This is a genomic window from Bradyrhizobium sp. LB11.1 (assembly GCF_040549385.1).
Lineage (GTDB): Bacteria > Pseudomonadota > Alphaproteobacteria > Rhizobiales > Xanthobacteraceae > Bradyrhizobium.
Window position 1 is genome coordinate 50,100 of record NZ_JBEPTH010000008.1, and the last position, 21,643, is coordinate 71,742.

At 64.2% G+C, this 21,643-nt stretch carries 21 protein-coding genes; 10 read left to right on the forward strand and 11 right to left on the reverse strand.

The annotated features are described in order from the left end of the window. Positions 1-26: 26 nt before the first annotated feature. The 6 genes from ABIA96_RS21350 to ABIA96_RS21375 all read right to left on the reverse strand — a co-directional run bounded on the left by ABIA96_RS21350 (position 27) and on the right by ABIA96_RS21375 (position 5,904). Positions 27-506, reverse strand: coding sequence for a DUF1579 family protein (locus ABIA96_RS21350; protein WP_354139027.1), 480 nt, complete (start codon positions 504-506; stop codon positions 27-29). A gap of 4 nt (positions 507-510) precedes the next feature. Next, positions 511-1,707 carry an ADP-forming succinate--CoA ligase subunit beta gene (gene sucC / locus ABIA96_RS21355; protein ID WP_354139028.1) on the reverse strand — a complete coding sequence of 399 codons (1,197 nt, stop codon included), beginning with the start codon at positions 1,705-1,707 and terminating at the stop codon, positions 511-513. A 220-nt stretch (positions 1,708-1,927) separates the two neighbouring features. Beyond that, positions 1,928-2,896 (reverse strand): malate dehydrogenase, encoded by a 969-nt coding sequence (mdh, locus tag ABIA96_RS21360; RefSeq protein ID WP_027533317.1) that lies wholly within the window; start codon positions 2,894-2,896, stop codon positions 1,928-1,930. 228 nt (positions 2,897-3,124) lie between these two features. Beyond that, complete coding sequence (gene zapE / locus ABIA96_RS21365; RefSeq protein WP_354139029.1) at positions 3,125-4,312, reverse strand: cell division protein ZapE; 1,188 nt, start codon at positions 4,310-4,312, stop codon at positions 3,125-3,127. Positions 4,313-4,548: 236 nt separating this feature from the next. Continuing rightward, positions 4,549-5,085, reverse strand: a complete 537-nt coding sequence (thpR, locus tag ABIA96_RS21370) for an RNA 2',3'-cyclic phosphodiesterase (protein ID WP_354139030.1) — start codon at positions 5,083-5,085, stop codon at positions 4,549-4,551. Between the two features lie 174 nt (positions 5,086-5,259). Then, positions 5,260-5,904 carry an arylesterase gene (locus tag ABIA96_RS21375; protein ID WP_354139287.1) on the reverse strand — a complete coding sequence of 215 codons (645 nt, stop codon included), beginning with the start codon at positions 5,902-5,904 and terminating at the stop codon, positions 5,260-5,262. A gap of 55 nt (positions 5,905-5,959) precedes the next feature. On the opposite strand from ABIA96_RS21375, the gene ABIA96_RS21380 reads away from it, so the two are divergent. The 4 genes from ABIA96_RS21380 to ABIA96_RS21395 all read left to right on the forward strand — a co-directional run bounded on the left by ABIA96_RS21380 (position 5,960) and on the right by ABIA96_RS21395 (position 11,161). Further along, positions 5,960-6,682, forward strand: coding sequence for an ABC transporter ATP-binding protein (locus ABIA96_RS21380; RefSeq protein ID WP_354139031.1), 723 nt, complete (start codon positions 5,960-5,962; stop codon positions 6,680-6,682). Next, entirely contained in the window at positions 6,679-9,249 is a 2,571-nt protein-coding gene (locus ABIA96_RS21385) for an ABC transporter permease (RefSeq protein ID WP_354139032.1), read from the forward strand. The genes ABIA96_RS21380 and ABIA96_RS21385 overlap by 4 nt, the downstream gene beginning before the upstream one ends. A 280-nt stretch (positions 9,250-9,529) precedes the next feature. Beyond that, entirely contained in the window at positions 9,530-10,321 is a 792-nt protein-coding gene (locus ABIA96_RS21390) for a Bax inhibitor-1/YccA family protein (RefSeq protein ID WP_354139033.1), read from the forward strand. Between the two features lie 309 nt (positions 10,322-10,630). Next, the gene (locus tag ABIA96_RS21395) at positions 10,631-11,161 is read left to right on the forward strand and encodes a GNAT family N-acetyltransferase (protein WP_354139034.1); all 531 of its coding nucleotides are present in this window, start codon (positions 10,631-10,633) and stop codon (positions 11,159-11,161) included. Between the two features lie 115 nt (positions 11,162-11,276). Here the strand turns inward: ABIA96_RS21395 and ABIA96_RS21400 are convergent, their stop codons facing one another. The 3 genes from ABIA96_RS21400 to acnA all read right to left on the reverse strand — a co-directional run bounded on the left by ABIA96_RS21400 (position 11,277) and on the right by acnA (position 15,985). Further along, positions 11,277-11,648, reverse strand: a complete 372-nt coding sequence (locus tag ABIA96_RS21400; protein WP_354139035.1) for a DUF2794 domain-containing protein — start codon at positions 11,646-11,648, stop codon at positions 11,277-11,279. Positions 11,649-12,273: 625 nt separating this feature from the next. After that, the gene (locus tag ABIA96_RS21405) at positions 12,274-13,053 is read right to left on the reverse strand and encodes a DUF1223 domain-containing protein (RefSeq protein ID WP_354139036.1); all 780 of its coding nucleotides are present in this window, start codon (positions 13,051-13,053) and stop codon (positions 12,274-12,276) included. Positions 13,054-13,264: 211 nt separating this feature from the next. After that, positions 13,265-15,985, reverse strand: a complete 2,721-nt coding sequence (gene acnA / locus ABIA96_RS21410; RefSeq protein ID WP_354139037.1) for an aconitate hydratase AcnA — start codon at positions 15,983-15,985, stop codon at positions 13,265-13,267. A 244-nt stretch (positions 15,986-16,229) separates the two neighbouring features. Here acnA and ccmA point away from each other — a divergent pair, with 244 nt between their 5' ends. From ccmA to ABIA96_RS21435, 5 genes are all read left to right on the forward strand, one after another. Further along, positions 16,230-16,832 carry a heme ABC exporter ATP-binding protein CcmA gene (ccmA, locus tag ABIA96_RS21415; protein ID WP_354139288.1) on the forward strand — a complete coding sequence of 201 codons (603 nt, stop codon included), beginning with the start codon at positions 16,230-16,232 and terminating at the stop codon, positions 16,830-16,832. A 73-nt stretch (positions 16,833-16,905) separates the two neighbouring features. Then, the gene (ccmB, locus tag ABIA96_RS21420) at positions 16,906-17,574 is read left to right on the forward strand and encodes a heme exporter protein CcmB (protein ID WP_354139038.1); all 669 of its coding nucleotides are present in this window, start codon (positions 16,906-16,908) and stop codon (positions 17,572-17,574) included. 76 nt (positions 17,575-17,650) lie between these two features. Next, positions 17,651-18,382 carry a heme ABC transporter permease gene (locus ABIA96_RS21425; RefSeq protein ID WP_354139039.1) on the forward strand — a complete coding sequence of 244 codons (732 nt, stop codon included), beginning with the start codon at positions 17,651-17,653 and terminating at the stop codon, positions 18,380-18,382. Continuing rightward, the gene (gene ccmD, locus ABIA96_RS21430; RefSeq protein ID WP_354139289.1) at positions 18,382-18,561 is read left to right on the forward strand and encodes a heme exporter protein CcmD; all 180 of its coding nucleotides are present in this window, start codon (positions 18,382-18,384) and stop codon (positions 18,559-18,561) included. The genes ABIA96_RS21425 and ccmD overlap by 1 nt, the downstream gene beginning before the upstream one ends. Further along, positions 18,558-19,151 (forward strand): DsbE family thiol:disulfide interchange protein, encoded by a 594-nt coding sequence (locus ABIA96_RS21435; protein ID WP_354139040.1) that lies wholly within the window; start codon positions 18,558-18,560, stop codon positions 19,149-19,151. The genes ccmD and ABIA96_RS21435 overlap by 4 nt, the downstream gene beginning before the upstream one ends. 163 nt (positions 19,152-19,314) lie before the next feature. Here the strand turns inward: ABIA96_RS21435 and ABIA96_RS21440 are convergent, their stop codons facing one another. Together ABIA96_RS21440 and ftsY are read right to left on the reverse strand one after the other, a co-directional pair. Further along, positions 19,315-19,917, reverse strand: coding sequence for a septation protein A (locus ABIA96_RS21440; RefSeq protein WP_354139041.1), 603 nt, complete (start codon positions 19,915-19,917; stop codon positions 19,315-19,317). A gap of 3 nt (positions 19,918-19,920) precedes the next feature. Further along, positions 19,921-20,868: a signal recognition particle-docking protein FtsY gene (gene ftsY, locus ABIA96_RS21445; protein ID WP_354139042.1), complete on the reverse strand. Its 948-nt coding sequence runs from the start codon at positions 20,866-20,868 to the stop codon at positions 19,921-19,923. A gap of 47 nt (positions 20,869-20,915) precedes the next feature. Between ftsY and ABIA96_RS21450 the strand changes: the two genes are divergently transcribed. Further along, positions 20,916-21,617 (forward strand): RluA family pseudouridine synthase, encoded by a 702-nt coding sequence (locus ABIA96_RS21450; RefSeq protein ID WP_354139043.1) that lies wholly within the window; start codon positions 20,916-20,918, stop codon positions 21,615-21,617. Positions 21,618-21,643: the final 26 nt, after the last annotated feature.

Sequence of the window (21,643 nt, forward strand, 5' to 3'; positions counted from 1 at the left end):
CTTTCGCGAAACTAACGAGTGAGAGGTCAGTGGATGCGGCGGTAGACGCCGTTGAGCACGTCAGCCCAGCCTTCCGCGTCCGGCGAGAACTGGATCTTCAACGAATAGGAATTGTCGTCGATGATCTCGTAGACGTGGCGCGCATTGCCGCGGAGCGAGCCGCGCACCAGCGTCAGGGTCTTGCCGACCCACCCGCCGGAGGCGGGCGAGGGCGGCGTGTAGCCGAGTGAATCGTACCAGAACAATTTGTAGGTCCGGTCGTCGCGGTCCCAGGTGAAGATGCCGTGAGTGGCGAAGCTCTGCTTGCCGTCGCGGATCTGGACCGCGTCCTGGATCAGATAGAAGCCATTGAGATCCATGCGCGCCACGGTGCGCGAGGTCGCCGGCCCGCCCTCCGTCCAGCGCGACGGAAAGACCACCTCTTCGCCATTCCATTCGCCGGCGAACGCCGACAGGCGCGTGTGCTCGGTCAACGGGGATGATGCGGCGAGATGGTCCTGGGTCATGGCCTTAGCCTCCCTTGACGGCCTTCACGATCTTCTGCGCGGCGTCGTCGAGATTGTCGGCGGGCACCACGTTCAGGCCGGATTCACGGATGATCTTCTTTCCGAGCTCGACATTGGTGCCCTCGAGGCGAACCACCAGCGGCACGCTGAGGCCGACTTCGCGGACAGCGGCCGTGACGCCTTCGGCGATCACGTCGCACTTCATGATACCACCGAAAATGTTGACCAGGATGCCCTTCACGTTGGGATCCGCGGTGATGATCTTGAACGCGGCCGCGACCTTCTCCTTGCTGGCGCTGCCGCCGACGTCGAGGAAGTTCGCCGGCGCCATGCCGTAGAGCTTGATGATGTCCATCGTCGCCATGGCGAGACCGGCGCCGTTGACCATGCAGCCGATATTGCCGTCGAGAGTGACGTAGTTGAGATCATATTTCGACGCCTCGATTTCCTTGGCGTCTTCCTCGGTCTCGTCGCGCAGCGCGAGCATGTCGGGGTGGCGGAACAGGGAGTTGTCGTCGAACGACACCTTGGCGTCGAGCACGCGGAGCTGGCCCTGCTTGGTCACGACCAGCGGGTTGATCTCCAGCATCGACATGTCCTTGGCGACGAAGGCCGTGTAGAGCTGCGTGGTGAGCTTCTCGGCCTGCTTGGCGAGATCGCCGGAAAGCTTCAGCGCATTGGCGACGGTGCGGCCGTGATGGCCCATGATGCCGGTCGCGGGATCGACCGAGAAGGTCACGATCTTCTCAGGATTATTGTGCGCGACGTCCTCGATGTTGACGCCACCCTCGGTCGACACGACGAACGAGACGCGCGAGGTTTCGCGGTCGACCAGGATCGAGAGGTAGAATTCCTTGTCGATGTCGGAGCCGTCCTCGATGTAGAGGCGGTTGACCTGCTTGCCGGCGGGGCCGGTCTGGATGGTCACGAGCGTGGCGCCCAGCATCTGCTTGGCGAATTCGGTGACTTCCGCGGCCGACTTCGCAATGCGAACGCCGCCCTTGTCACCGGCCGAGGCTTCCTTGAACTTGCCCTTGCCGCGGCCGCCAGCATGGATCTGGCTCTTCACGACCCAGACCGGGCCCGGAAGGGCTTTGGCGGCTGCTTCCGCGTCGGCGGCCTTGAGCACCGGAACGCCCTTCGAGATCGCTACGCCGAAATCGTTCAGCAGCGCTTTGGCCTGATATTCATGGATATTCATATGGTCGCTCCCTGAACCCGCGGGCGGTGACCACATGGGCCCACCTCAGTCTTGTGGCTGGCATACCATATACCACAGGAACTGCAACACGGATTCTTTGACATCGATCTCCGGACTTCCGATCCGGATCCCGCCGAGCCTTCAACAAGTGGTTCAGCCGGGTCCGGAAGTGAAACCGCCGAAGACCGGGTTGCGATCTTCGGCGGGGATTGTTTCGACCTTAGCGGCCGAGAAGATCTGGTGCGATCTTCTTGCAGGCATCGACGAGGCCCTGCACCGCGCCGACCGACTTGTCGAAGGCTTCGCGATCCTTGCCGGCGAGCTCGATCTCGACGACGCGCTCGACGCCCTTGGAGCCGATCACGACGGGCACGCCGACATACATGTCCTTCACGCCGTATTCGCCGTTCAGGTACGCGGCTGAGGCCAGCACGCGCTTCTTGTCACGCAGATAGCTCTCGGCCATCGCGATGGCCGACGCCGCCGGGGCGTAGAAAGCCGAACCGGTCTTGAGCAGGTTGACGATCTCGGCGCCGCCGTTGCGGGTGCGGTCGACGATCTCGTCGAGGCGCGCCTGCGAGGTCCAACCCATCTTGACGAGGTCGGGCAGCGGAATGCCGGCGACGGTGGAGTACTTCACCAGCGGAACCATGGTGTCGCCGTGGCCGCCGAGCACGAAGGCGGTGACGTCTTCGACGGAGACGTTGAACTCGTCGGCCAGGAAGTAGCGGAAGCGCGAGGAATCCAGCACGCCGGCCATGCCGACGACCTTCTTGTGCGGCAGGCCCGAGGCCTTCTGCAGCGCCCAGACCATCGCGTCGAGCGGGTTGGTGATGCAGATGACGAACGCGTCGGGAGCGTACTTCTTGATGCCGGCTCCGACCTGCTCCATGACCTTGAGGTTGATGGAGAGCAGGTCGTCGCGGCTCATGCCGGGCTTGCGCGGCACGCCGGCGGTGACGATGCAGACCTTGGCGTTGTCGAGCGCTTCGTAGGAGTTCGCGCCGGTGTAGTGCGCGTCAAAACCGTCGACCGGCGAGGACTGTGCGATGTCGAGCGCCTTGCCCTGCGGCACGCCCTCGGCGATGTCGAACATCACGACGTCGCCCAGTTCTTTCAGGCCGATGAGGTGAGCCAGCGTTCCGCCGATCTGGCCGGAGCCAATCAAAGCAATCTTGTCGCGCGCCATGTGAACCTGTCCTTTAGACACATGAGGAGGGGAAAACTGAGTGGGTGGTTATCCCTTTCGCTTCCCCCGTTCAAGTCGGTGGATGCCCAATTGTCGGGCTTGCCGCGTATACAAGCGCAACCCTGTCATTCCCGCCCGCGCGCAGGCGTTAACCCGAAAGTCACGCACCGGATTCCGAGCTCGCCCGTGACGGCGGGCGCCCGAAATGACAGCGCTCGCAAATAGGACTTAAGTCTCGACCAGGCCCTTGGTGGAGCCGCTGGCGGTGGAATCCTTGTGGCCGTGGGGCAGCGCCAGATAGGATTCCGAGCTCATCTCGATCAGGCGCGACGAGGTCCGCTTGAACTCCATGGCCTCGTTGCCTTCGTGGGCGAGATAGAGCGAGATCGGATTGGCATCGGCCGAGGCCATCAGCTTCACGGCATTGTCATAGAGCGTATCGATCAGCGTGATGAAGCGCTTGGCGGCGTTGCGCTGGGAGAGGTCCATCACTGGAATGTGGTCGACCAGGATGGTGTGATAGTCGTGCGCCAGCCTGAGGTAGTCGGATGCACCGAGCGGTTTCTCGCAGAGATCGGCGAACGCAAAGCGCGCCACGCCATCGGCCGAGCACGGCACGTGCAGGATGCGGCCCTTGATCGAAATGTCGCGCGACTTGCATTTGGCGTTACCGGTCATCTTCGACCAGGCGCGGTCGAGCGCGGCGTCGGCATCGCCGTCCGCCGGCGTCAGCCACATCGGCACGCCCTGAAGTTTTTCCAGCCGGAAATCGGTGCGCGCGTCGAGCCGCCGCACGTCCATGTGGTCGGTGATCTGCTTGATGAAGGGCAGGAACAGCGCGCGGTTCAAGCCGCCCTTGTAGAGATCGTCGGGCGCGACGTTGGAGGTCGCGACCACGACGGTGCCGAGCTCGAACAGCTTTGCGAAAAGGCGGCCGAGGATCATCGCATCGGCGATGTCAGTGACGTGGAATTCGTCGAAGCAGAGCAGCCAGCTCTCCTCGAAGATCGCATGCGCGGTCAGCGCGATGACATCGCCATCGACGGTCTCGCCGCGCGCGATGCTCTGGCGATACTCGTAGATGCGCTCATGCACGTCCGCCATGAATTCGTGGAAATGCGCGCGCCGCTTGTGCTCGACGGTGGAGTGCTGAAAAAACAGATCCATCAGCATGGTCTTGCCGCGGCCGACCTCGCCGTGGACATAGAGCCCGCGCGGCGCCTCGTCCTTGTCGCCGCCGTTGAACAGCCGGCTGAGCAGCCCCTGCTTGCGCTGCGGCTTGTAGTTCGCAAGCCGCAGGTCGAGCGCCGCATAGGCCTCGGCGACGTCGGCTTGCGCAGCGTCAGGCTCGATCGCGCCGGAGGCGATCTGGGTCTGATACGCTTCGCTGAAGGAGGAATTTGGGGTGGAGAGCATCTCTCTTTACCGCCAGAGACCGGCGGAAATTGCAAGCCGTCAATTGGTGGACGGGGTATGCGCTTTCTTCTCCCTCGCCCCGTTCTTACGGGGAGAGGGTGGGGTGAGGGGCTTCTCTCCACACGAGAGATTGTCGTGGGACCTGTACCCCCTCACCCGGATCGCACCGGACGATGCTTCGCATCGCCGAGGCGATCCGACCTATCCCCGCAAGCGGGGCGAGGCAAAGAAAGAACTCACTCACAAAGCTCGTAGGCGTCCTCGACCACATACGGGCCACCACCCGTGGACGCGCGCGACGAAAACAGGACAAAACGCTCCGCCGTGAAGGCCTTGCTCGGGAAGTAGCCGCGGATCGAGAGATAGTCGGCAACGTCACGGTCGGTGGCGTCATGCAGCCGGGCCAGCGTGACATGTGGGATGAATTTGCGGCCTTCCGGATTGAGGCCGATCCGCTGCATCATGCGTTCGAGCTCGGACTGCAAGTCCATCAGCGGCTTGCTCGGTGCGATGGTGGCGACCACCGCGCGCGGCTTGCGGCCGCCGAAGCTCTGCAAGCCCTGCACTTTCACCTCGAACGGTTTGCGATCGACGCGAAACAGCATCGCTGCGATCTCGTTGGCGGACATGCCGTCGATATCGCCGATGAAACGCAGAGTGACGTGATAATTTTCGGGATCGATCCACCGGGCGCCGGGTAGGCCACCCCGCAAATTGGAAAGCGTTTGGCAGACCTCGGCCGGGATTTCCAGACCAGTAAACAAACGCGGCATCGTTTCGCACTCCCGATGCTTGGGCATGATCCCTGGGAAGGATCATATCCAAATTTTAGAGCCGGCGACGAATCATCTGTACTCTCATTCCTATCGCAGTTGTGTGACTCTGCGAAGAGTGTCCAAGGCGACACCGGGAAAACCCTGGTTGTCAGGGTTAGCATTGCCCGCATTTCAACGGCGTTGCTCGCCGATCGTGCGCAGGAATGCCTCTACCGTGGGCAGCATGTTGTTGACGATGATATCAACGCCTTCAGCAGTCGGGTGAATGCCGTCGGCCTGGTTGAGCTTGGCATCCGCCGCGACACCGTCGAGGAAGAACGGATAGAGCGGCACGTCGAACTGCTTTGCCAGATCCGGATAAATCGAATTGAAGCGCGCGCCATAGTCGGCGCCGAAATTCGGCGGCGCCAGCATGCCACACAGCATCACGGCGATCTTGCGCGCCTTGAGACGCCGAACGATGTCGGTCAGTGCCGCCCGCGTCAAGTCGGGATCGATGCCGCGCATCGCGTCGTTGGCGCCGAGCTCGATGATGACGCCCTCGGTTCCATCGGGCACCGACCAGTCGAGCCGGTCGCGGCCGCCGGACGACGTGTCGCCCGACACCCCCGCGTTGATCATGTCAGCGGCTATGCCTTTGGCCTGCAAGGCTTTTTGAAGCTTTGCGGGAAACGCATCCTGGGCCGGGAGGCCAAGACCAGCGCTCAGGGAATCGCCGAGAACGACAAGCTTGATCGGTTTGGCCGCCGGCTGTGCTTGTGCCGGCGACGTCGTCGCAAGTGTCATCAAAGCGAGCATCAACACGGCTATGTGCATGAAGAACCCGTAACGCCTCTCGACCGCGCGTGCGGAGTTGCCATATGACCGGACCATGGACACTCGCATCTCTCCCTCTTCGCTCGCCGGTACTGCGCCGGACACCATCGCCATCTCCAACGTCAATCTCTCATTGGGGTCGGGAGCGGCACGCGTTCACATTCTCAAGGATATCAGCTTGCGCATCGGCTCGGGGGAGACGATCGGCCTGATCGGCCCGTCAGGCTCGGGCAAATCCACGCTGCTGATGGTGATGGCGGGGCTGGAGCGTCCTGATAGCGGAGAGGTGGTGGTGTCAGGCACGCCTTTCAATGCCCTCGATGAGGATGCGCTGGCACGCTTCCGCGGCCGCCAGATTGGCATCGTCTTCCAGTCCTTCCATCTGATCCCGACCATGACGGCGCTGGAGAACGTCGCCGTCCCGCTCGAGCTCGCCGGCAATCCCGGCGCCAACAAGCGCGCAGCCGAGGAGCTGCAATCGGTCGGGCTCGGCGATCGCCTGCATCATTATCCGGCGCAGCTTTCCGGTGGCGAGCAGCAGCGCGTTGCGCTCGCGCGCGCGCTGGCACCCGACCCCGCCATCCTCGTCGCTGACGAGCCGACCGGCAATCTCGACGAGACCACCGGTAAGCAGATCGTCGATCTGCTGTTCACCAAGCATGCCGAGCGTGGCATGACGCTGGTGCTGGTCACGCACGATTCCTCGCTCGCGCATCGCTGCGATCGCGTGATCCGGCTGCGCTCGGGCCGCATCGACACGCAGACGACCAACGCATGAGCCTGGTTGTCGAACCGTTTGCGAAGCCGAACGGCGTTGCGCTGTCGCTGCGCTATGCGCTCCGCGAACTGCGCGGAGGCCTGCGCGGTTTCTACGTCTTCATCGCCTGCATCTCGCTCGGCGTGATGGCGATCGCCGGCGTCGGCTCGGTGTCGGCGAGCCTCAGCGATGGCCTTGCGCGTGAGGGGCGCACGCTGCTCGGCGGCGACGTCTCCTTCGTGCTTTTCCAGCGCGAGGCGAAGCCCGAAGAGGTTGCCTTCCTGCGCTCACGCGGCACCGTCTCCGTGGCCTCCACCCTGCGCGGCATGGCGCGCTCGGCCGACGGCAAACTGGCGCTGGTCGAGATGAAGGCGGTCGACGACACCTATCCGATGCTCGGACAGTTGACGCTGGCGCCACCGCTGCCACTCACTGACCTGGTTGCGGAGCGCGACGGCGCATTCGGCGCGGCCGCCGATCCGACGCTGCTGGCGCGGCTGTCACTCAAGATCGGCGACCGCGTCACCATCGGCTCCGCGACCTTCCAGATCCGAAGCAGCGTCGAGGCCGAACCCGACAAGCTCGCCAGCGGCATCGGCTTCGGTCCGCGCTTCCTGATCAGCGAGGCGGCCTTGCGCGCCACCGGGCTGATCCAGCCCGGCAGCCTGGTGCGCTGGGTCTACCGCGTCAAACTGCCCGACACCGCCAACAGCGACCGCGCCACCGATTCCTTCATCGCGGATGCCCGCAACGCCGCGCCGCAGGCCGGCTGGGAAGTCCGGAGCCGCTCCAACGCCTCGCCGCAGCTCGAGCGCAATATCGGCCGCTTCACGCAATTCCTGACGCTGGTCGGCCTCGCCGCGCTGCTGGTCGGCGGCGTCGGCGTCGCCAACGCGGTGAAGAGCCATATCGACCGCCGGCTCGAGGTGATCGCGGCCCTCAAGGCCGTCGGCGCCACTGGGCGCGATGTGTTCGGCATCTATCTGGCGCAAGTCGTCCTGCTGGCTGCGATCGGCTCGATCATTGGACTGGCGCTCGGCGCGGCGATGCCGTTCGCCATCGTCGGCCTGTTCGGAAAACTCCTGCCGCTGCCGGTGGTGCCGGCCGTGCATGTCGACGAGCTCGCGCTGTCCTTCATCTATGGTCTCCTGACCGCGCTCGCCTTCGGCCTGTGGCCGCTCGGACGCGTGCACGATGTGCCGGTCGCCGCGCTGTTCCGCGATACCATCGCTGCCGAATGGCACCGGCCACGCTGGAGCTATCTCGTTTTCATGGGCGTCGTCGTCGCGCTTCTGGTTGCCGTGGTGATCGGATTATCCTTCGACAAGCGCATTGCCGCGGTATTCGTGCTTTCCTCCGTCGTCGTGTTCGCAGTCTTGCGCGGTGTCGCCGCCGTGCTGATGGCGATCGCGCGACGGCTGCCGCGCACGCGCTTCACCATGCTGCGGCTCGCGATCGCCAACATCCACCGGCCAGGCGCGCTGACGCCCTCGGTCGTGCTGTCGCTCGGGCTCGGCCTCGCCGTGCTCGTCACCATCACCCAGATCGACGGCAATCTGCGGCGGCAGTTTCTCGCTGCACTGCCCGAGCACGCGCCGGCGTTCTACTTCATCGATATTCCGAGCACGCAGGCAGCACCGTTCGACGATTATCTGCGCCAGATCGCGCCGGGCGCGAAGGTCGAGGACGTGCCGATGCTGCGCGGGCGCATCGTCGGCGCCCGCGGCGTCCGCGCCGAGGACCTCAAGCCCACCACCGATTCCGAATGGGTGCTGCAGAGCGACCGCGGCCTGACCTACACCGGCGAGTTGCCGAAGGGCTCCAAGGTGGTCGAAGGCGAATGGTGGGGCGCGGATTATTCCGGCCCGCCACTGGTCTCGATGGAGAAGAAGATCGCCGACGGCCTCGGTCTCAAGCTAGGTGACGAGGTCGTGGTCAACGTGCTCGGCCGCGACATCCCGGCCAAAATCGGCAATCTGCGCACCATCGACTGGCAGGGGCTCGGCATCAATTTCGTGCTGGTGTTCTCGCCGAACGCCTTCAAGGGCGCGCCGCACACCCACATCGCCACGCTGACCGAAGCCGGCGGCGATGCGACCGGCGATGGCAAGATCATCAAGCAGGTCGCGGATACCTATCCAATGGTGACGAGCGTGCGCGTGCGCGAGGTGATGGAGACGATCGGCGCGGTCGTGACCAATCTGGCGCTCGCGATCCGCGGCGCCAGCGCCGTGACCCTGATCTCGGCGATCCTGGTACTGGGTGGCGCCCTCGCCGCCGGCCACCGCCACCGGGTCTACGACGCGGTGATCCTGAAGACGCTCGGCGCAACGCGGCTGCGGCTGCTCGGCGCCTATGCGCTCGAATATCTCCTGATCGGGCTCGCCACTGCCGTGTTTGGCGTGATCGCCGGCAGCATCGCGGCCTGGATGATCGTGACGCGGCTGATGACGCTGACCTTCGTCTGGCAGGCCGGCAGCGCGGCCGGCGTGGTTGCGGCCGCCCTGGTCGTCACCGTCGGGCTCGGCCTTGCCGGCACGCTCTTGGCGTTGAACAAAAAGCCCGCCACGGTGTTGCGCAATTTGTGACAAAAGGTAGCGGACGGTCGAGCCGGGCTGAATTCCCCCGTTTCCGCGATTAACCGCGTCTGCTTGTCAGGTTCTCGTCAGGATTCGCGCCAAGGGCGACATTCAGCCGCGCGTGGACCGTTGCAGCGAATGTGTTAGTTTCCCACATATCGGATGGGTTCGGAGACCCGATTGTTAGCCAAATTTAATGTCGGCGGACATCGGTATCCGAGATAGAATTAGACGACCCGGCGGCATGGCAACCCTCGTGCCGGCCCGGGCAACCAACGGGAATTCGACCATGTCGGACCTAGACCGCAATTACGCTTCTCCTTTCGGCCGGGCCGCCGGGCGCGTTGACGCCGCGACGGTCGACGCCGGTCTGCGCGCCTACATGCTGCGCATCTACAATTACATGAGCATTGGCCTGGCCATCACCGGCCTGGCCGCGCTTGGCGTCTATATGGCTGCCGTGACTGACGTTCCGACCGCGGAAGCCGTCCGTGTCGGCAAGCTGTTCCTGACGCCGTTCGGCTACGCGATGTTTGTGAGCCCGCTGAAATATCTGTTCATGCTGGCGCCGCTCGCCATGGTGTTCGTGATCTCGGCCGGCATCAACCGTCTCGCCCCCTCGACCGCCCAGATCCTGTTCTGGGTGTTCGCGGCGCTGATGGGCGTCTCGCTGTCCTCGATCTTCCTGGTGTACACGCACACCTCGATCGTGCGGGTGTTCTTCATCACCGCGGCCACCTTCGGTGCGTTGAGCCTCTACGGCTACACCACGAAGCGTGACATGAGCGGCATGGGCTCGTTCCTGTTCATGGGCCTGATCGGCATCATCATCGCGAGCCTGGTCAATTTGTTCATGGCGAGTTCGGTGCTGCAGTTCGTTGTGTCGGTGGTCGGCGTTCTCGTGTTCGCGGGCCTTACCGCGTGGGATACGCAGCGGCTGAAGAACGACTACATTTACGGCTACGCTTCGGCCGGCGGTGACATCGCCGAGCGTGCGGCGATTTCCGGTGCGCTGTCGCTGTACTTGAACTTCATCAACCTGTTCACGCTGCTGCTGCAGCTCCTCGGCCAGCGCGACTAAGCGCAAAGCCTGAGAGAACGGACACGAACCCCGGCCGAGAGGCCGGGGTTTTTGTTTGGCTCGGCCGAGAGCGTGCTGCCGTAGCCCGGATGGAGCGAAGCGCAATCCGGGAAAGTCGGGCCTGCGGATGAGCCTGCCCCGGATTTCGCTGCGCTCCATCCGGGCTACTCCTCGTCATTGCGAGCGCAGCGAAGCAATCCAGAGTCCCTCCGCGGATGCATTTCTGGATTGCTTCGCTACGCTCGCAATGACGGCGGAGAGGCGGTGTTGCCCCTTTCAGCGACCGGACGAAGCCTCTAATCTCCCGCCATGTCCGCACCCGAAATCAGGCCCACCCTTGAGGCCGACCTCCCCGCCATCACCGCCATCTATCAGCAGGCCGTCCGCGAGGGCACCGCGACGTTCGAGCTCGAACCGCCCGATCTCGCCGAGATGACGCGCCGCTATCGCGCGCTGGTCGACGGCGGCTATCCCTATGTCGTCGCCATGCTCGACGGCCGCGTCGCCGGCTACGCCTATGCCGGCGCCTACCGGCCGCGCCCGGCCTATCGCTTCACGGTCGAGAACTCGATTTATCTCGATCCCTCCTTCCACCGACGCGGCATCGGCTCGCTGCTGCTGGAGCGGCTGGTCACCGAGTGCGAGGCGCGCGGCTTCCGCCAGATGATCTCCGTCATCGGCGATTCCGCCAATGCCGGCTCGATCGGCGTGCACGCCAGAGGCGGCTTCAAGATGATCGGCACGCATCCGAATGTCGGCCTGAAGTTCGGCCGCTGGCTGGATACGGTGATGATGCAGCGCGACCTCGGCGAGGGCGCGCGCACGGTGCCGGGGAAGTAATCCGGTCTCGTAGCAAGGGTGGGCAAAGCGCAAGCGTGCCCACCATTTGCGGCGATTGAGCAACGACGTGGACACGGCGCTTCGCGCCTTTGCCCACCCGGCACCGCTGGTGTGGCTACACCACCGCCAATTTCCGGTCGATCACCAGCAGCACGCGGTCGAGCTCGTGGCCGCGGCGCAGGATCAGGCCGGTCGCCGAGATCACGCTGTACATGCCCTGCTTGCGCGCGAGTCGGGGATCTTTCTCGATGCGGTAGATCGGCACTTCGGAGGCACGGCGAAAGACCGAGAACACCGCGCGGTCCTTCAGGAAATCGATGGCATAGTCGCGCCACTCGCCGTCGGCGACCATGCGGCCATAGAGATTGAGAATACGATTCAGTTCGAGCCGGTTGAACGTCACCCGGCTCAGTTGGGCATTCGCAGCGGCGGGATGCGCCACTGCGCGCTGCCCGCTCGGATCGGCATCCTCCGGCGTCAGACTCATCGAGCGCCTCCTGTCGCACAACATGACCCCCCGTCCGCGAAGACCGTCCCCGGATCCGCGGATCATGACAATTGCATGATTGCTCCAACCGTTCGCCACCGCAAGAGGCTCTTCAGGGCCTCCTCAAGGACCGCGCCCACCTCGCCCCCCGGTTGCGAATCATGACACACGCAACGGTGGAACTTCTCAGCGGCAAACCGTCACGGGAACGTTAGGAAGAATCACAGGATCGCCGCTTTTCCGCCCATCGCCCGCCGCCCTGCACTGCGAAAAGGTTTGTGTGCGTTGACCCGGTCCTTTCGGCTCCGGATTCCTCAGCCCCCAGCCCCCCGGGGTCGAACAGGATCGGGTCTGTACGCGCGACAAGGAGGGCCAACGCAAGTTGGTCCTTTTTTGTTTGCGTCGGGGTGTTGCTGCCGCGACGAATTTTTCTCCGATATTCGCGCGAAGACTCTCCCCTCATTCTGAGGAGCCGCGCTCGCGCGGCGTCTCGAAGGATCGAGGCCACTATGCATCAGCGCGGGCTTGCATGGTTCGAGACGCGCGCAAACGCACGCTCCTCACCATGAGGGCTGAGAGCGAATGAGACGCTCAAGAATAAAGAGAGAGAGACAGGAAATTCGGATCAGTGCAGCGACGTGTACGCCGCGCCCAGCATGGGGCCGGGCTTCTCGCGGCTGCCGTCCTGGACATAAACCACCGCGCCGTCGACACCATCGCGCGACGTCAGGTTCTCGATCGGCACCGTCCAGCTTTCCTGGTGTCCGTTCCAGTCGCCGACCTTGAGCAGATTGCGCACGACGTTGTGGTAGGTGATCTGCTGTCCGCGGTTCTCGCCGCGGCTGATTTCGATCGGCACCGATTTTGCGATCGAGCAGATCCAGACCTCGCCATGCGAGACTGCCGGCTCCTTGCTCGCGGCGACCGACACGTTGATCTGTTTGCCCGCCAGCGACATCGTCACCGGCACGCTCATCACGCCCGTGCCCGTGTCGGTCTTGCCGATCGCGCTTTCGATGCCGGCGCGATCGCTGCCGATGACATGCGCGGCGCCGTTGACCACGACCTGCGGCGTGTAAACCTCGCGGTCACCACGCATGCGTGAATAGGCGCGCTGCCGCGCCGAGAAACGCGAATCCGCCAGCGTGTCCTTCCAGCCGAGATAATCCCAATAGTCGATCGGCATGCTCAGCGCGATGATCGAGGGATCCTTGGCGAGGTCGCCGATGACCTTGTCGGCGGGCGGGCAGGACGAGCACCCCTGAGAGGTGAAGAGTTCGACCACGGCGCGGGGATCGGCCTGGGCGGGACGGACGACGGCGACGATCGCGCAGATGCCGAGTGCTCCCGACCAGAATGCACCGGACCATCGCGAAACGAGATTAGAAGCCATCATTCCAGTCATGTCGAACGTCACATCTCGTATTCGGGGAGGGATATCCTATCGCCTGATGGTCACCGTAGTCTTACGGGCACGGCACATTCAGCCATCCGCAGTGTCCGCCGGGCGGGCCCATCCGAAGCATCCCGTAACGCACGAAGGCGGCCTTGTGATAGGCCGCCTTCGTCTAACCTTCTACTCACGTCGCAGTGAGCCACCGTTCACAAATTCGCGCTTAGGCCGCGAGCTTGCGCAGCACATAGTGAAGAATACCGCCGTTCCGGTAGTACTCGAGCTCGTCCAGCGTATCGATGCGGCAAAGCAGCGAAACGCGCTGCAGCGAACCGTCACCGGAGACGATTTCCGCGGTCAGCTTCTGGCGCGGCTTCAGATCGCCGACGAGACCACGCAGCGTGACCTTCTCGTCGCCCTTCAAGCCCAGCGAGGACCACGAGGTGCCGTCCTCGAAGGTCAGGGGCAGCACACCCATGCCGACCAGGTTGGAGCGATGGATGCGCTCGAAGCTCTGGCAGATCACGGCGCGCACGCCGAGCAGACGCGTACCCTTCGCAGCCCAGTCGCGCGAGGAGCCGTTGCCGTACTCGGCGCCGGCGAACACCACCAGCGGCACCTGCTCCTGCTGGTACTTCATCGCGGCGTCGTAGATCGACATCTGTTCGCCGTCGGGCCAGTGCTTGGTAAGACCGCCTTCAGGAATGTTGCCGTCGGCGCCCTTGAGCATGAAGTTCTTGATGCGGATGTTGGCGAAGGTACCGCGCATCATCACTTCATGGTTGCCGCGGCGCGTGCCGTACTGGTTGAAGTCGGCAGGACGCACCTGATGCTCGCTGAGATACTTGCCCGCGGGCGAGGTGAGCTTGATCGAACCGGCCGGCGAGATGTGGTCCGTGGTGATCTTGTCGCCGAACATCGCCAGGATGCGTGCCTCGACGATATCCGTGACCGGCTCCGGCTCCTTCTTCATGCCGTCGAAGTAGGGCGGGTTCTGCACATAGGTCGACGACATGTTCCAGCGATAGGTCTCGCTCTCGACCGTCTTGATCTTGCGCCAGTTGGTGTCGCCCTTGAACACGTCGGCATACTTCTTCTTGAAGATCGACGCGGTCACGAACTTCTTCATGAAAGCGTTGATCTCCTTGGTCGTCGGCCAGATGTCCTTGAGGTACACCGGCTTGCCGTCCTTGCCTTCGCCGAGCGGCTCGACGGCGAGGTTCTTCGTCACGCTGCCGGCGAGCGCATGCGCGACGACCAGCGGCGGCGAGGCCAGATAGTTTGCCTGCACGTCGGGCGAAACGCGGCCTTCGAAGTTGCGATTACCGGAGAGCACGGCCGCGGCGACGATGCCGTTGTCGTTGATCGACTTCGATATCTCCTCCGGCAGCGGGCCGGAATTGCCGATGCAGGTGGTGCAGCCGAAGCCGACCAGGTTGAACCCGACCTTGTCGAGATCGGCCTGCAGACCGGAATCCGAGAGATAGCCCGCGACCACCTGGCTGCCCGGAGCCAGCGAGGTCTTCACCCATGGCTTGGCCTTGAGGCCCTTCGCGGCCGCGTTGCGCGCGAGCAGGCCCGCGCCGATCAGAACGCTCGGATTCGACGTGTTGGTGCAGGAGGTGATGGCGGCGATCACGACGTCGCCGTGACCGATCTCGAAATTCTTGCCTTCGACGGCAAAGCGCTTCGCGGGCCCCTCGGTCTTCTTGTACTCTGTGCCAAGCGCGACCGAAAAACCTTCGGCGACCGAGGGCAGCGCGATGCGGCCTTCGGGGCGCTTCGGACCGGCCATCGACGGAACGACGTCGCCGAGGTCGAGGGTGAGGGTCTCGGTGAACACCGGATCCGCCGACTTGGCGGTGCGGAACAGGCCCTGCGCCTTGGCATAGGCCTGCACCAGCGCGACGCGCGGTGCTGCGCGGCCGGAGGTCTTGAGGTAGTCGAGCGCCGCGGCGTCGACCGGGAAGAAGCCGCAGGTCGCGCCATATTCGGGGGCCATGTTGGCGATCGTCGCCTTGTCGGCGACGGAGAGGTTGTCGAGGCCGGGGCCGAAAAACTCGACGAACTTGCCGACCACGCCGAGCTTGCGCAGCATCTGCGTCACGGTGAGCACGAGGTCGGTCGCGGTGACGCCTTCCTTCATCGCCCCCTTCAGCTTGAAGCCGACCACGTTGGGCAGCAGCATCGACAGCGGCTGGCCGAGCATGCAGGCTTCCGCCTCGATGCCGCCGACGCCCCAGCCGAGCACGGCGAGACCGTTGACCATGGTGGTGTGCGAGTCAGTACCGACAAGAGAATCCGGATAGGCGACCTCGAAGGTGCCGGTCTTCTTGCCGACCGTCATCTTCTCCTTCTTGGTCCACACCGTCTGGGAGAGATATTCGAGATTGACCTGGTGGCAGATGCCGGTGCCGGGCGGCACGACGGAGAAGTTCGAGAACGCCTTCTGGCCCCACTTCAGGAACTCGTAGCGCTCCTGGTTCTGCTTGTATTCCTCGGTGACGTTCTTGCCGAAAGCCTTGTTGTCACCGAAGAAGTTCACGATCACGGAGTGGTCGATGACGAGATCGACCGGTACCAGCGGGTTGATCTTCTCGGCATCGCCGCCGAGCTTCTGCATCGCGTTGCGCATCGCGGCGAGGTCAACGACGGCGGGAACGCCGGTGAAGTCCTGCATCAGCACGCGTGCCGGGCGGAATGCAATTTCATGTTCCAGCGACTTCTTGCGCAGCCACTTCGAGACCGCGACGATGTCTTCCTTCTTGACCGAGCGGCCGTCCTCATTGCGGAGGAGGTTCTCAAGCAGGACCTTCATCGAATAGGGAAGTTTCGAAATTCCCTTCAGACCATTCTTCTCGGCCGTGGGCAGGCTGTAATACACATAGGTCTTGGCGCCGACCTTGAGGGTCTTTTTGCATTTGAAGCTGTCGAGCGAGGTCATGAAAGGAAATCCCAATTGTTAGTTATACCCAGCTAGGGGTATTTTAACACCGTCTGCGATTCCGGCTGGATCGCTTGCAGGGGCAGGTTAAGTTGCTGCATCAAGTAGTTCCGGGCTTATAGAAGCTTTCTAACCGCGCCGCCACAGCCACAATCGAACCCCAGCAAGTCGCGAGCCAAAAATTCTGATGCGCTACCCCAAGATTTCCTGAGGCCTGGCTTTGAACGGGTTGGTATCAGGCAAGATGCAGTTGTCCGGACGCGGGGTGATTTGCGTGCGCGGCGGCCGCGAGGTGTTTTCCGGGCTCGATTTCGAGGCGGTGACCGGCGAAGCCGTCGCTGTCGTCGGCCACAACGGATCGGGCAAGACCTCACTGCTGCGGCTGATCGCGGGCCTGCTCATTCCGGCGGGTGGGACAATCGCCCTCGACGGGGGCGATGCCGAGCTGACGCTGCCCGAGCAATGCCACTATCTCGGCCATCGCGATGCCCTGAAGCCAGCCCTGAGCGTGGCTGAAAACCTGTCATTCTGGGCTGATTTTCTGGGCGGCGGGCGCTGCGACGCCGCTGAATGCCTCGCCGCCGTCGGCCTCGACCACGCCGCTGATCTGCCCGCCGCGTACCTGTCCGCCGGCCAGCGCCGCCGGCTCTCGCTGGCCCGGCTGCTGACGGTGCGCCGCCCGGTCTGGCTGCTGGATGAGCCGACCACTGCGCTGGATGCCGCCGGCCAGGACATGTTCGGTGGTCTGATGCGCGACCATCTGGCGCGCGGCGGCCTGATCATCGCGGCGACCCACGCGCCGCTGGGGATCGATTCGCGGGAGCTTCGGATCGGGAGTGTGGCGTGAGGCGGCCTGACCCTCAGATTTCCGGACGGTCGATCCCGGCTCCATCCGCCCCATCCCTTGCAGGAGGCGCCGCATGACCGCCCTGTCCGCCCTGATCCGCCGGGACATCCGGATCGCGCTTCGCGTCGGCGGCGGGGCGCTGATTGGCGTGCTGTTCTTCCTGACCGTCGTCGTCCTGATGCCGTTCGCCGTCGGGCCGGACCTGGCGCTGCTGTCTCGGCTGGGGCCGGCGATCCTGTGGCTGGGCGCACTCCTGGCGAGCCTGCTCACGCTGGACCGGCTGTTCATGGCCGACCATGAGGACGGATCGCTCGACTTGATCACGATGAGCCGGACACCGCTGGAACTGGCCTGCGCCGCCAAGGCGTTGGCGCAATGGCTGGCCGCAGGCCTGCCGCTGATTGTCGCAACCCCCGTGCTCGGCCTGCTGCTCAATCTCGACATGGTCGCGACCGGCGCGGTGGCGCTGACCCTGCTCGCCGGCACTCCGGCGCTGACGTTTACCGGCATGATCGGCGCGGCGCTGGCGGTGACGCTGCATCGCGGCGGGCTGTTGATGGCCGTGCTGGTGTTGCCGCTGTCGATTCCCGTCCTGATCTTCGGGGTCGCGGCCTCGCAGGCCGCGATCACGGGGCCGTCGTCATTCGGCGCGCCGTTCTCGATCCTTTGCGCGCTGTCGCTGGTCAGCCTCGTGATCGGCCCGTTCGCGGCCGCGGCGAGCCTGAAACATGGACTGGACTGACCTTGACCCCGATCAACTTTCGCTGCGCGCTTTCATGCCGATTGCGTGAGCGCTTACCGGTGATTATCAGAATACCATGTCGCTGATCGACCTCGCCAACCCCACAAGGTTCCTCACGCTGAGCGCGCGGGTGCTGCCGTGGCTTGCGGCCGCGACCGTCGTCCTGCTCACGATCGGCCTTTATCAGTCCGCGTATGCGCCCGACGATTATCAGCAGGGCGCGACCGTGAAGATCATGTTCATCCATGTGCCCAATGCGTGGCTGTCGATGTTCGTGTGGGGCGTGATGAGTGTCGCCTCGCTCGGCACGCTGGTGTGGCGGCATCCGCTCGCCGATGTCGCCGCGAAAGCCGCCGCACCGATCGGCGCAGCCTTCACCTTCCTCGCACTGCTCACGGGCTCGCTGTGGGGCCGGCCGATGTGGGGCACCTATTGGGAATGGGATGCGCGGCTGACCTCGGTGCTGATCCTGTTCCTGATGTATCTCGGCCTGATGGCGCTATGGCGTGCGGTTGAAGATCCCTCGCGCGCGGCACGCGCCGCAGCGGTGCTGACGCTGGTCGGCGCGATCAATCTTCCCATCATCAAATTCTCGGTCGATTGGTGGAATACGCTACATCAACCGGCCTCCGTTATGCGCATGGGTGGCTCGACGCTCGATAAGTCCTTCCTGATTCCGCTGCTGGTGATGGCGGTCGCATTCACGTTGCTGTTCGTCACGCTGCACTTGGCAGCGATGCGCAACGAGATTTTGCGCCGGCGCGTGCGCTCGCTGCAGATGATGCAAGCCAGTCAGAAAGCTGCATGATGTCGCTTGGCCCCTACGCATCCTTCATCGTCACGTCCTATGCTGCGGCGGCCGTCGTGGTCGCGATCCTGATCGGCTGGGTCGTGTTCGATTATCGCAACCAGACGCAGCGTTTGCGCGAACTCGAGCGCAGCGGCGTCACGCGCCGCTCGGGCCGAAGCGCTGTGGACACACCATGAGCGAGCAATCGACCTCGGCATCGCCGCAACGCCGCACCTTCCTGATGGTGCTGCCGCTGCTCGCCTTCATCGCCCTTGCCGTGCTGTTCTGGTTCCGGCTCGGCAGCGGCGATCCTTCGCGAATTCCCTCCGCGCTGATCGGTCGGCCCGCGCCGCAGACCACGCTGCCGCCGCTCGAGGGATTGCAGGCCGACAGCACGCAGGTGCCCGGCCTCGATCCCGCCGCCTTCAAGGGCAAGGTCAGCCTCGTCAACGTCTGGGCCTCCTGGTGCGTCCCCTGTCATGACGAAGCGCCGCTGCTGACGGAACTCGCCAAGGACAAGCGTTTCCAGTTCGTCGGCATCAACTACAAGGACGCACCCGACAACGCACGGCGATTCCTCGGGCGCTACGGCAATCCGTTCGGCCGCGTCGGCATCGACGCCAATGGCCGCGCCTCGATCGAGTGGGGCGTCTATGGCGTGCCGGAGACATTCGTCGTCGGTCGCGAAGGCACCATCGTCTACAAGCTGGTCGGCCCGATCACATCGGAGAATTACCGGACGGTACTGCTGCCGGAGATGGAGAAGGCGTTGAAGGCGGGAAGCTGATGCTGGTCTCGCGCCGCATACTCAACTGTCATCGCCCGACTTGATCGGGCGATCCAGTATTCCAGAGACGTCAGTCGTATACGGACAGGCCGCGGCGTACTGGATGCCCCGGTCAAGCCGGGGCATCCAGCGGTATGTGGAGCGGATGCTTCGCCCTACCCGCCTACCCCTTCCGCACATCCCCCGCCTCGGCCTCGCTCGCTTCCAGCGACGCCGGCTCGACACCGTAGCGTTTGGTCAGCGGCATCTGGGCGATGGCGAAGATCATGGTCAGCGGCGTGACGCCGAACACCTTGAAATTCACCCAGAAGTCCGTGCTCTGGGTGCGCCAGACGATCTCGTTCAGCACCGCCATGCCGGCGAAGAACAGCGCCCAGCGCAGCGTCAGGATGCGCCAGCCCTGCGGCGTCAGGTTGAACATCTGGTCGAACATGACGGCGATGAAGGAGCGGCCGAACAATAGGCCGCCGCCGAGGATCGCGGCGAACAGGCCGTAGATGATGGTCGGCTTGACCTTGATGAAGGTCTCGTCGTGCAGCACCAGCGTCAGCGTGCCGAACACCAGCACGATCACGCCCGTCACGATCGCCATGATCGGGATGTGGCGCGTCACCACATAGGACGCGATCATCGCCGCCACGATCGCGACCATGAAGGCGCCGGTCGCGGCGAACAGATTGAACTTCGCATTCACGAAGAAGAACACGAGCAGCGGACCGAGCTCGGTCGCGAGCTTGAACAGCGGATGCGGCTGGGTCTTGTCCATTCTCTAGCTTTCGATTCCGGCGATGGCGCGGGCGAAATCGCGCGCGGTGAACGGCGCGAGATCGTCGACGCCTTCGCCGACGCCGATGAAGTGCACCGGCAGTCTGAATTTTTCTGCGAGCGCCACCAAAATGCCGCCGCGCGCAGTGCCGTCGAGCTTGGTCATCGCGAGGCCGGTGACCCCTGCGGTGCGATGGAAGGCCTCGACCTGCGACAGCGCGTTCTGGCCGACGGTGGCGTCGAGCACAAGCAGCACCGCATGCGGCGCAGTCGCGTCCACCTTCCGGATGACGCGCACGACCTTCTCGAGCTCGTTCATCAGCTCGGCCTTGTTCTGCAAGCGGCCGGCGGTGTCGATCAGGAGCACATCGATGGTCTGCTCTTTCGCTGCCGTCAGCGCATTGAAGGCCAGGCTGGCCGAGTCCGAGCCCTGCGCTCCGGCGATCACGGGCGTCTTGGTGCGCTCGCCCCACACCTTGAGCTGCTCGATGGCTGCGGCACGAAACGTGTCGCCGGCAGCCAGCATCACCTTGCGGCCTTCGGACGCGAACTTTTGCGAGAGCTTGCCGATGGTCGTGGTCTTGCCGGAGCCGTTGACGCCAACCACGAGGATCACGAACGGCTTCTTGGCCGTATCGATCTCGAGCGGCCTCGCGACCGACGCCAGCACTTTCTCGACCTCGGTCGCGACCACATCCTTGACCTCGTCGGCCGAGATCGCCTTGTCGTATCGCCCGGTGCCGACCGCATCCGCGATCCGCGCCGCGACCGCGGTGCCGAGATCGGCGCGCAGCAGCACATCCTCGATGTCGTCGAGCATGGCGCGGTCGAGCTTGCGCTTGGTGACGAGGTCGGCGACCGCAGTCCCAAGCGAGGACGAAGTGCGCTTCAGCCCGTTGGACAGGCGGCGCCACCAGCTCAACTTGGGGGGATCTGACGTGGTATCGTTCATGGTGGCGGTGTGTTAGCCGTTCCCGCCCCTAAACGAAAGTCTTGCAATTGCTCGATGTTCCCGAATTGACCGCTGAGGAGATCCAGTCGCGCGTGCTCCATCGCGACGGGTTGATGCTGGTCATCGACAAGCCCTCGGGCCTGCCGGTGCATCGCGGCCCCAAGGGCGGCGCCAATCTGGAAGCCTCCTTCACGGCGCTCTGTTTCGGCCTGCCGCGCCCGCCGGTGCTGGCCCACCGGCTGGACAAGGACACCTCAGGCTGCCTCGTGCTCGGCCGCCATCGCAAAGCGACAGCGTCGCTCGGCCTCCTCTTCAAGCACGGCAAGATCGGCAAGACCTACTGGACCGTGGTCGAGGGCGGCCCCACGGAAGATGAGGGCACGATCGATATGCCGCTCGGCCGGCTGAATGCCGAGCGCGGCTGGTGGCAGAAGCCCGATCCCGAGGGGCAGAAGGCGATCACCAACTGGAAAGTAATGGGCCGGGGCGAAGGGCTGACCTGGCTCGCCATGGAACCTGTCACCGGGCGGACCCATCAATTGCGGGTACATTCGTCTGCGACCGGCTGGCCGATCTTCGGCGATAACATTTACGGCAGCGGCCCGCGTTTCGGCGAACCGAAGCTGCACCTGCATTCCCGCGAGATCGTGGTGCCGATCTCCCGGAACAAGGAGCCGGTCCGCGTCGTCGCGCCGGCCCCGCCTCACATGCACGGGAAGCTCCGCGCCTGCGGCTGGAACGGGGAATAACGCCTTCTCCGAGCCTTGGTTTACGA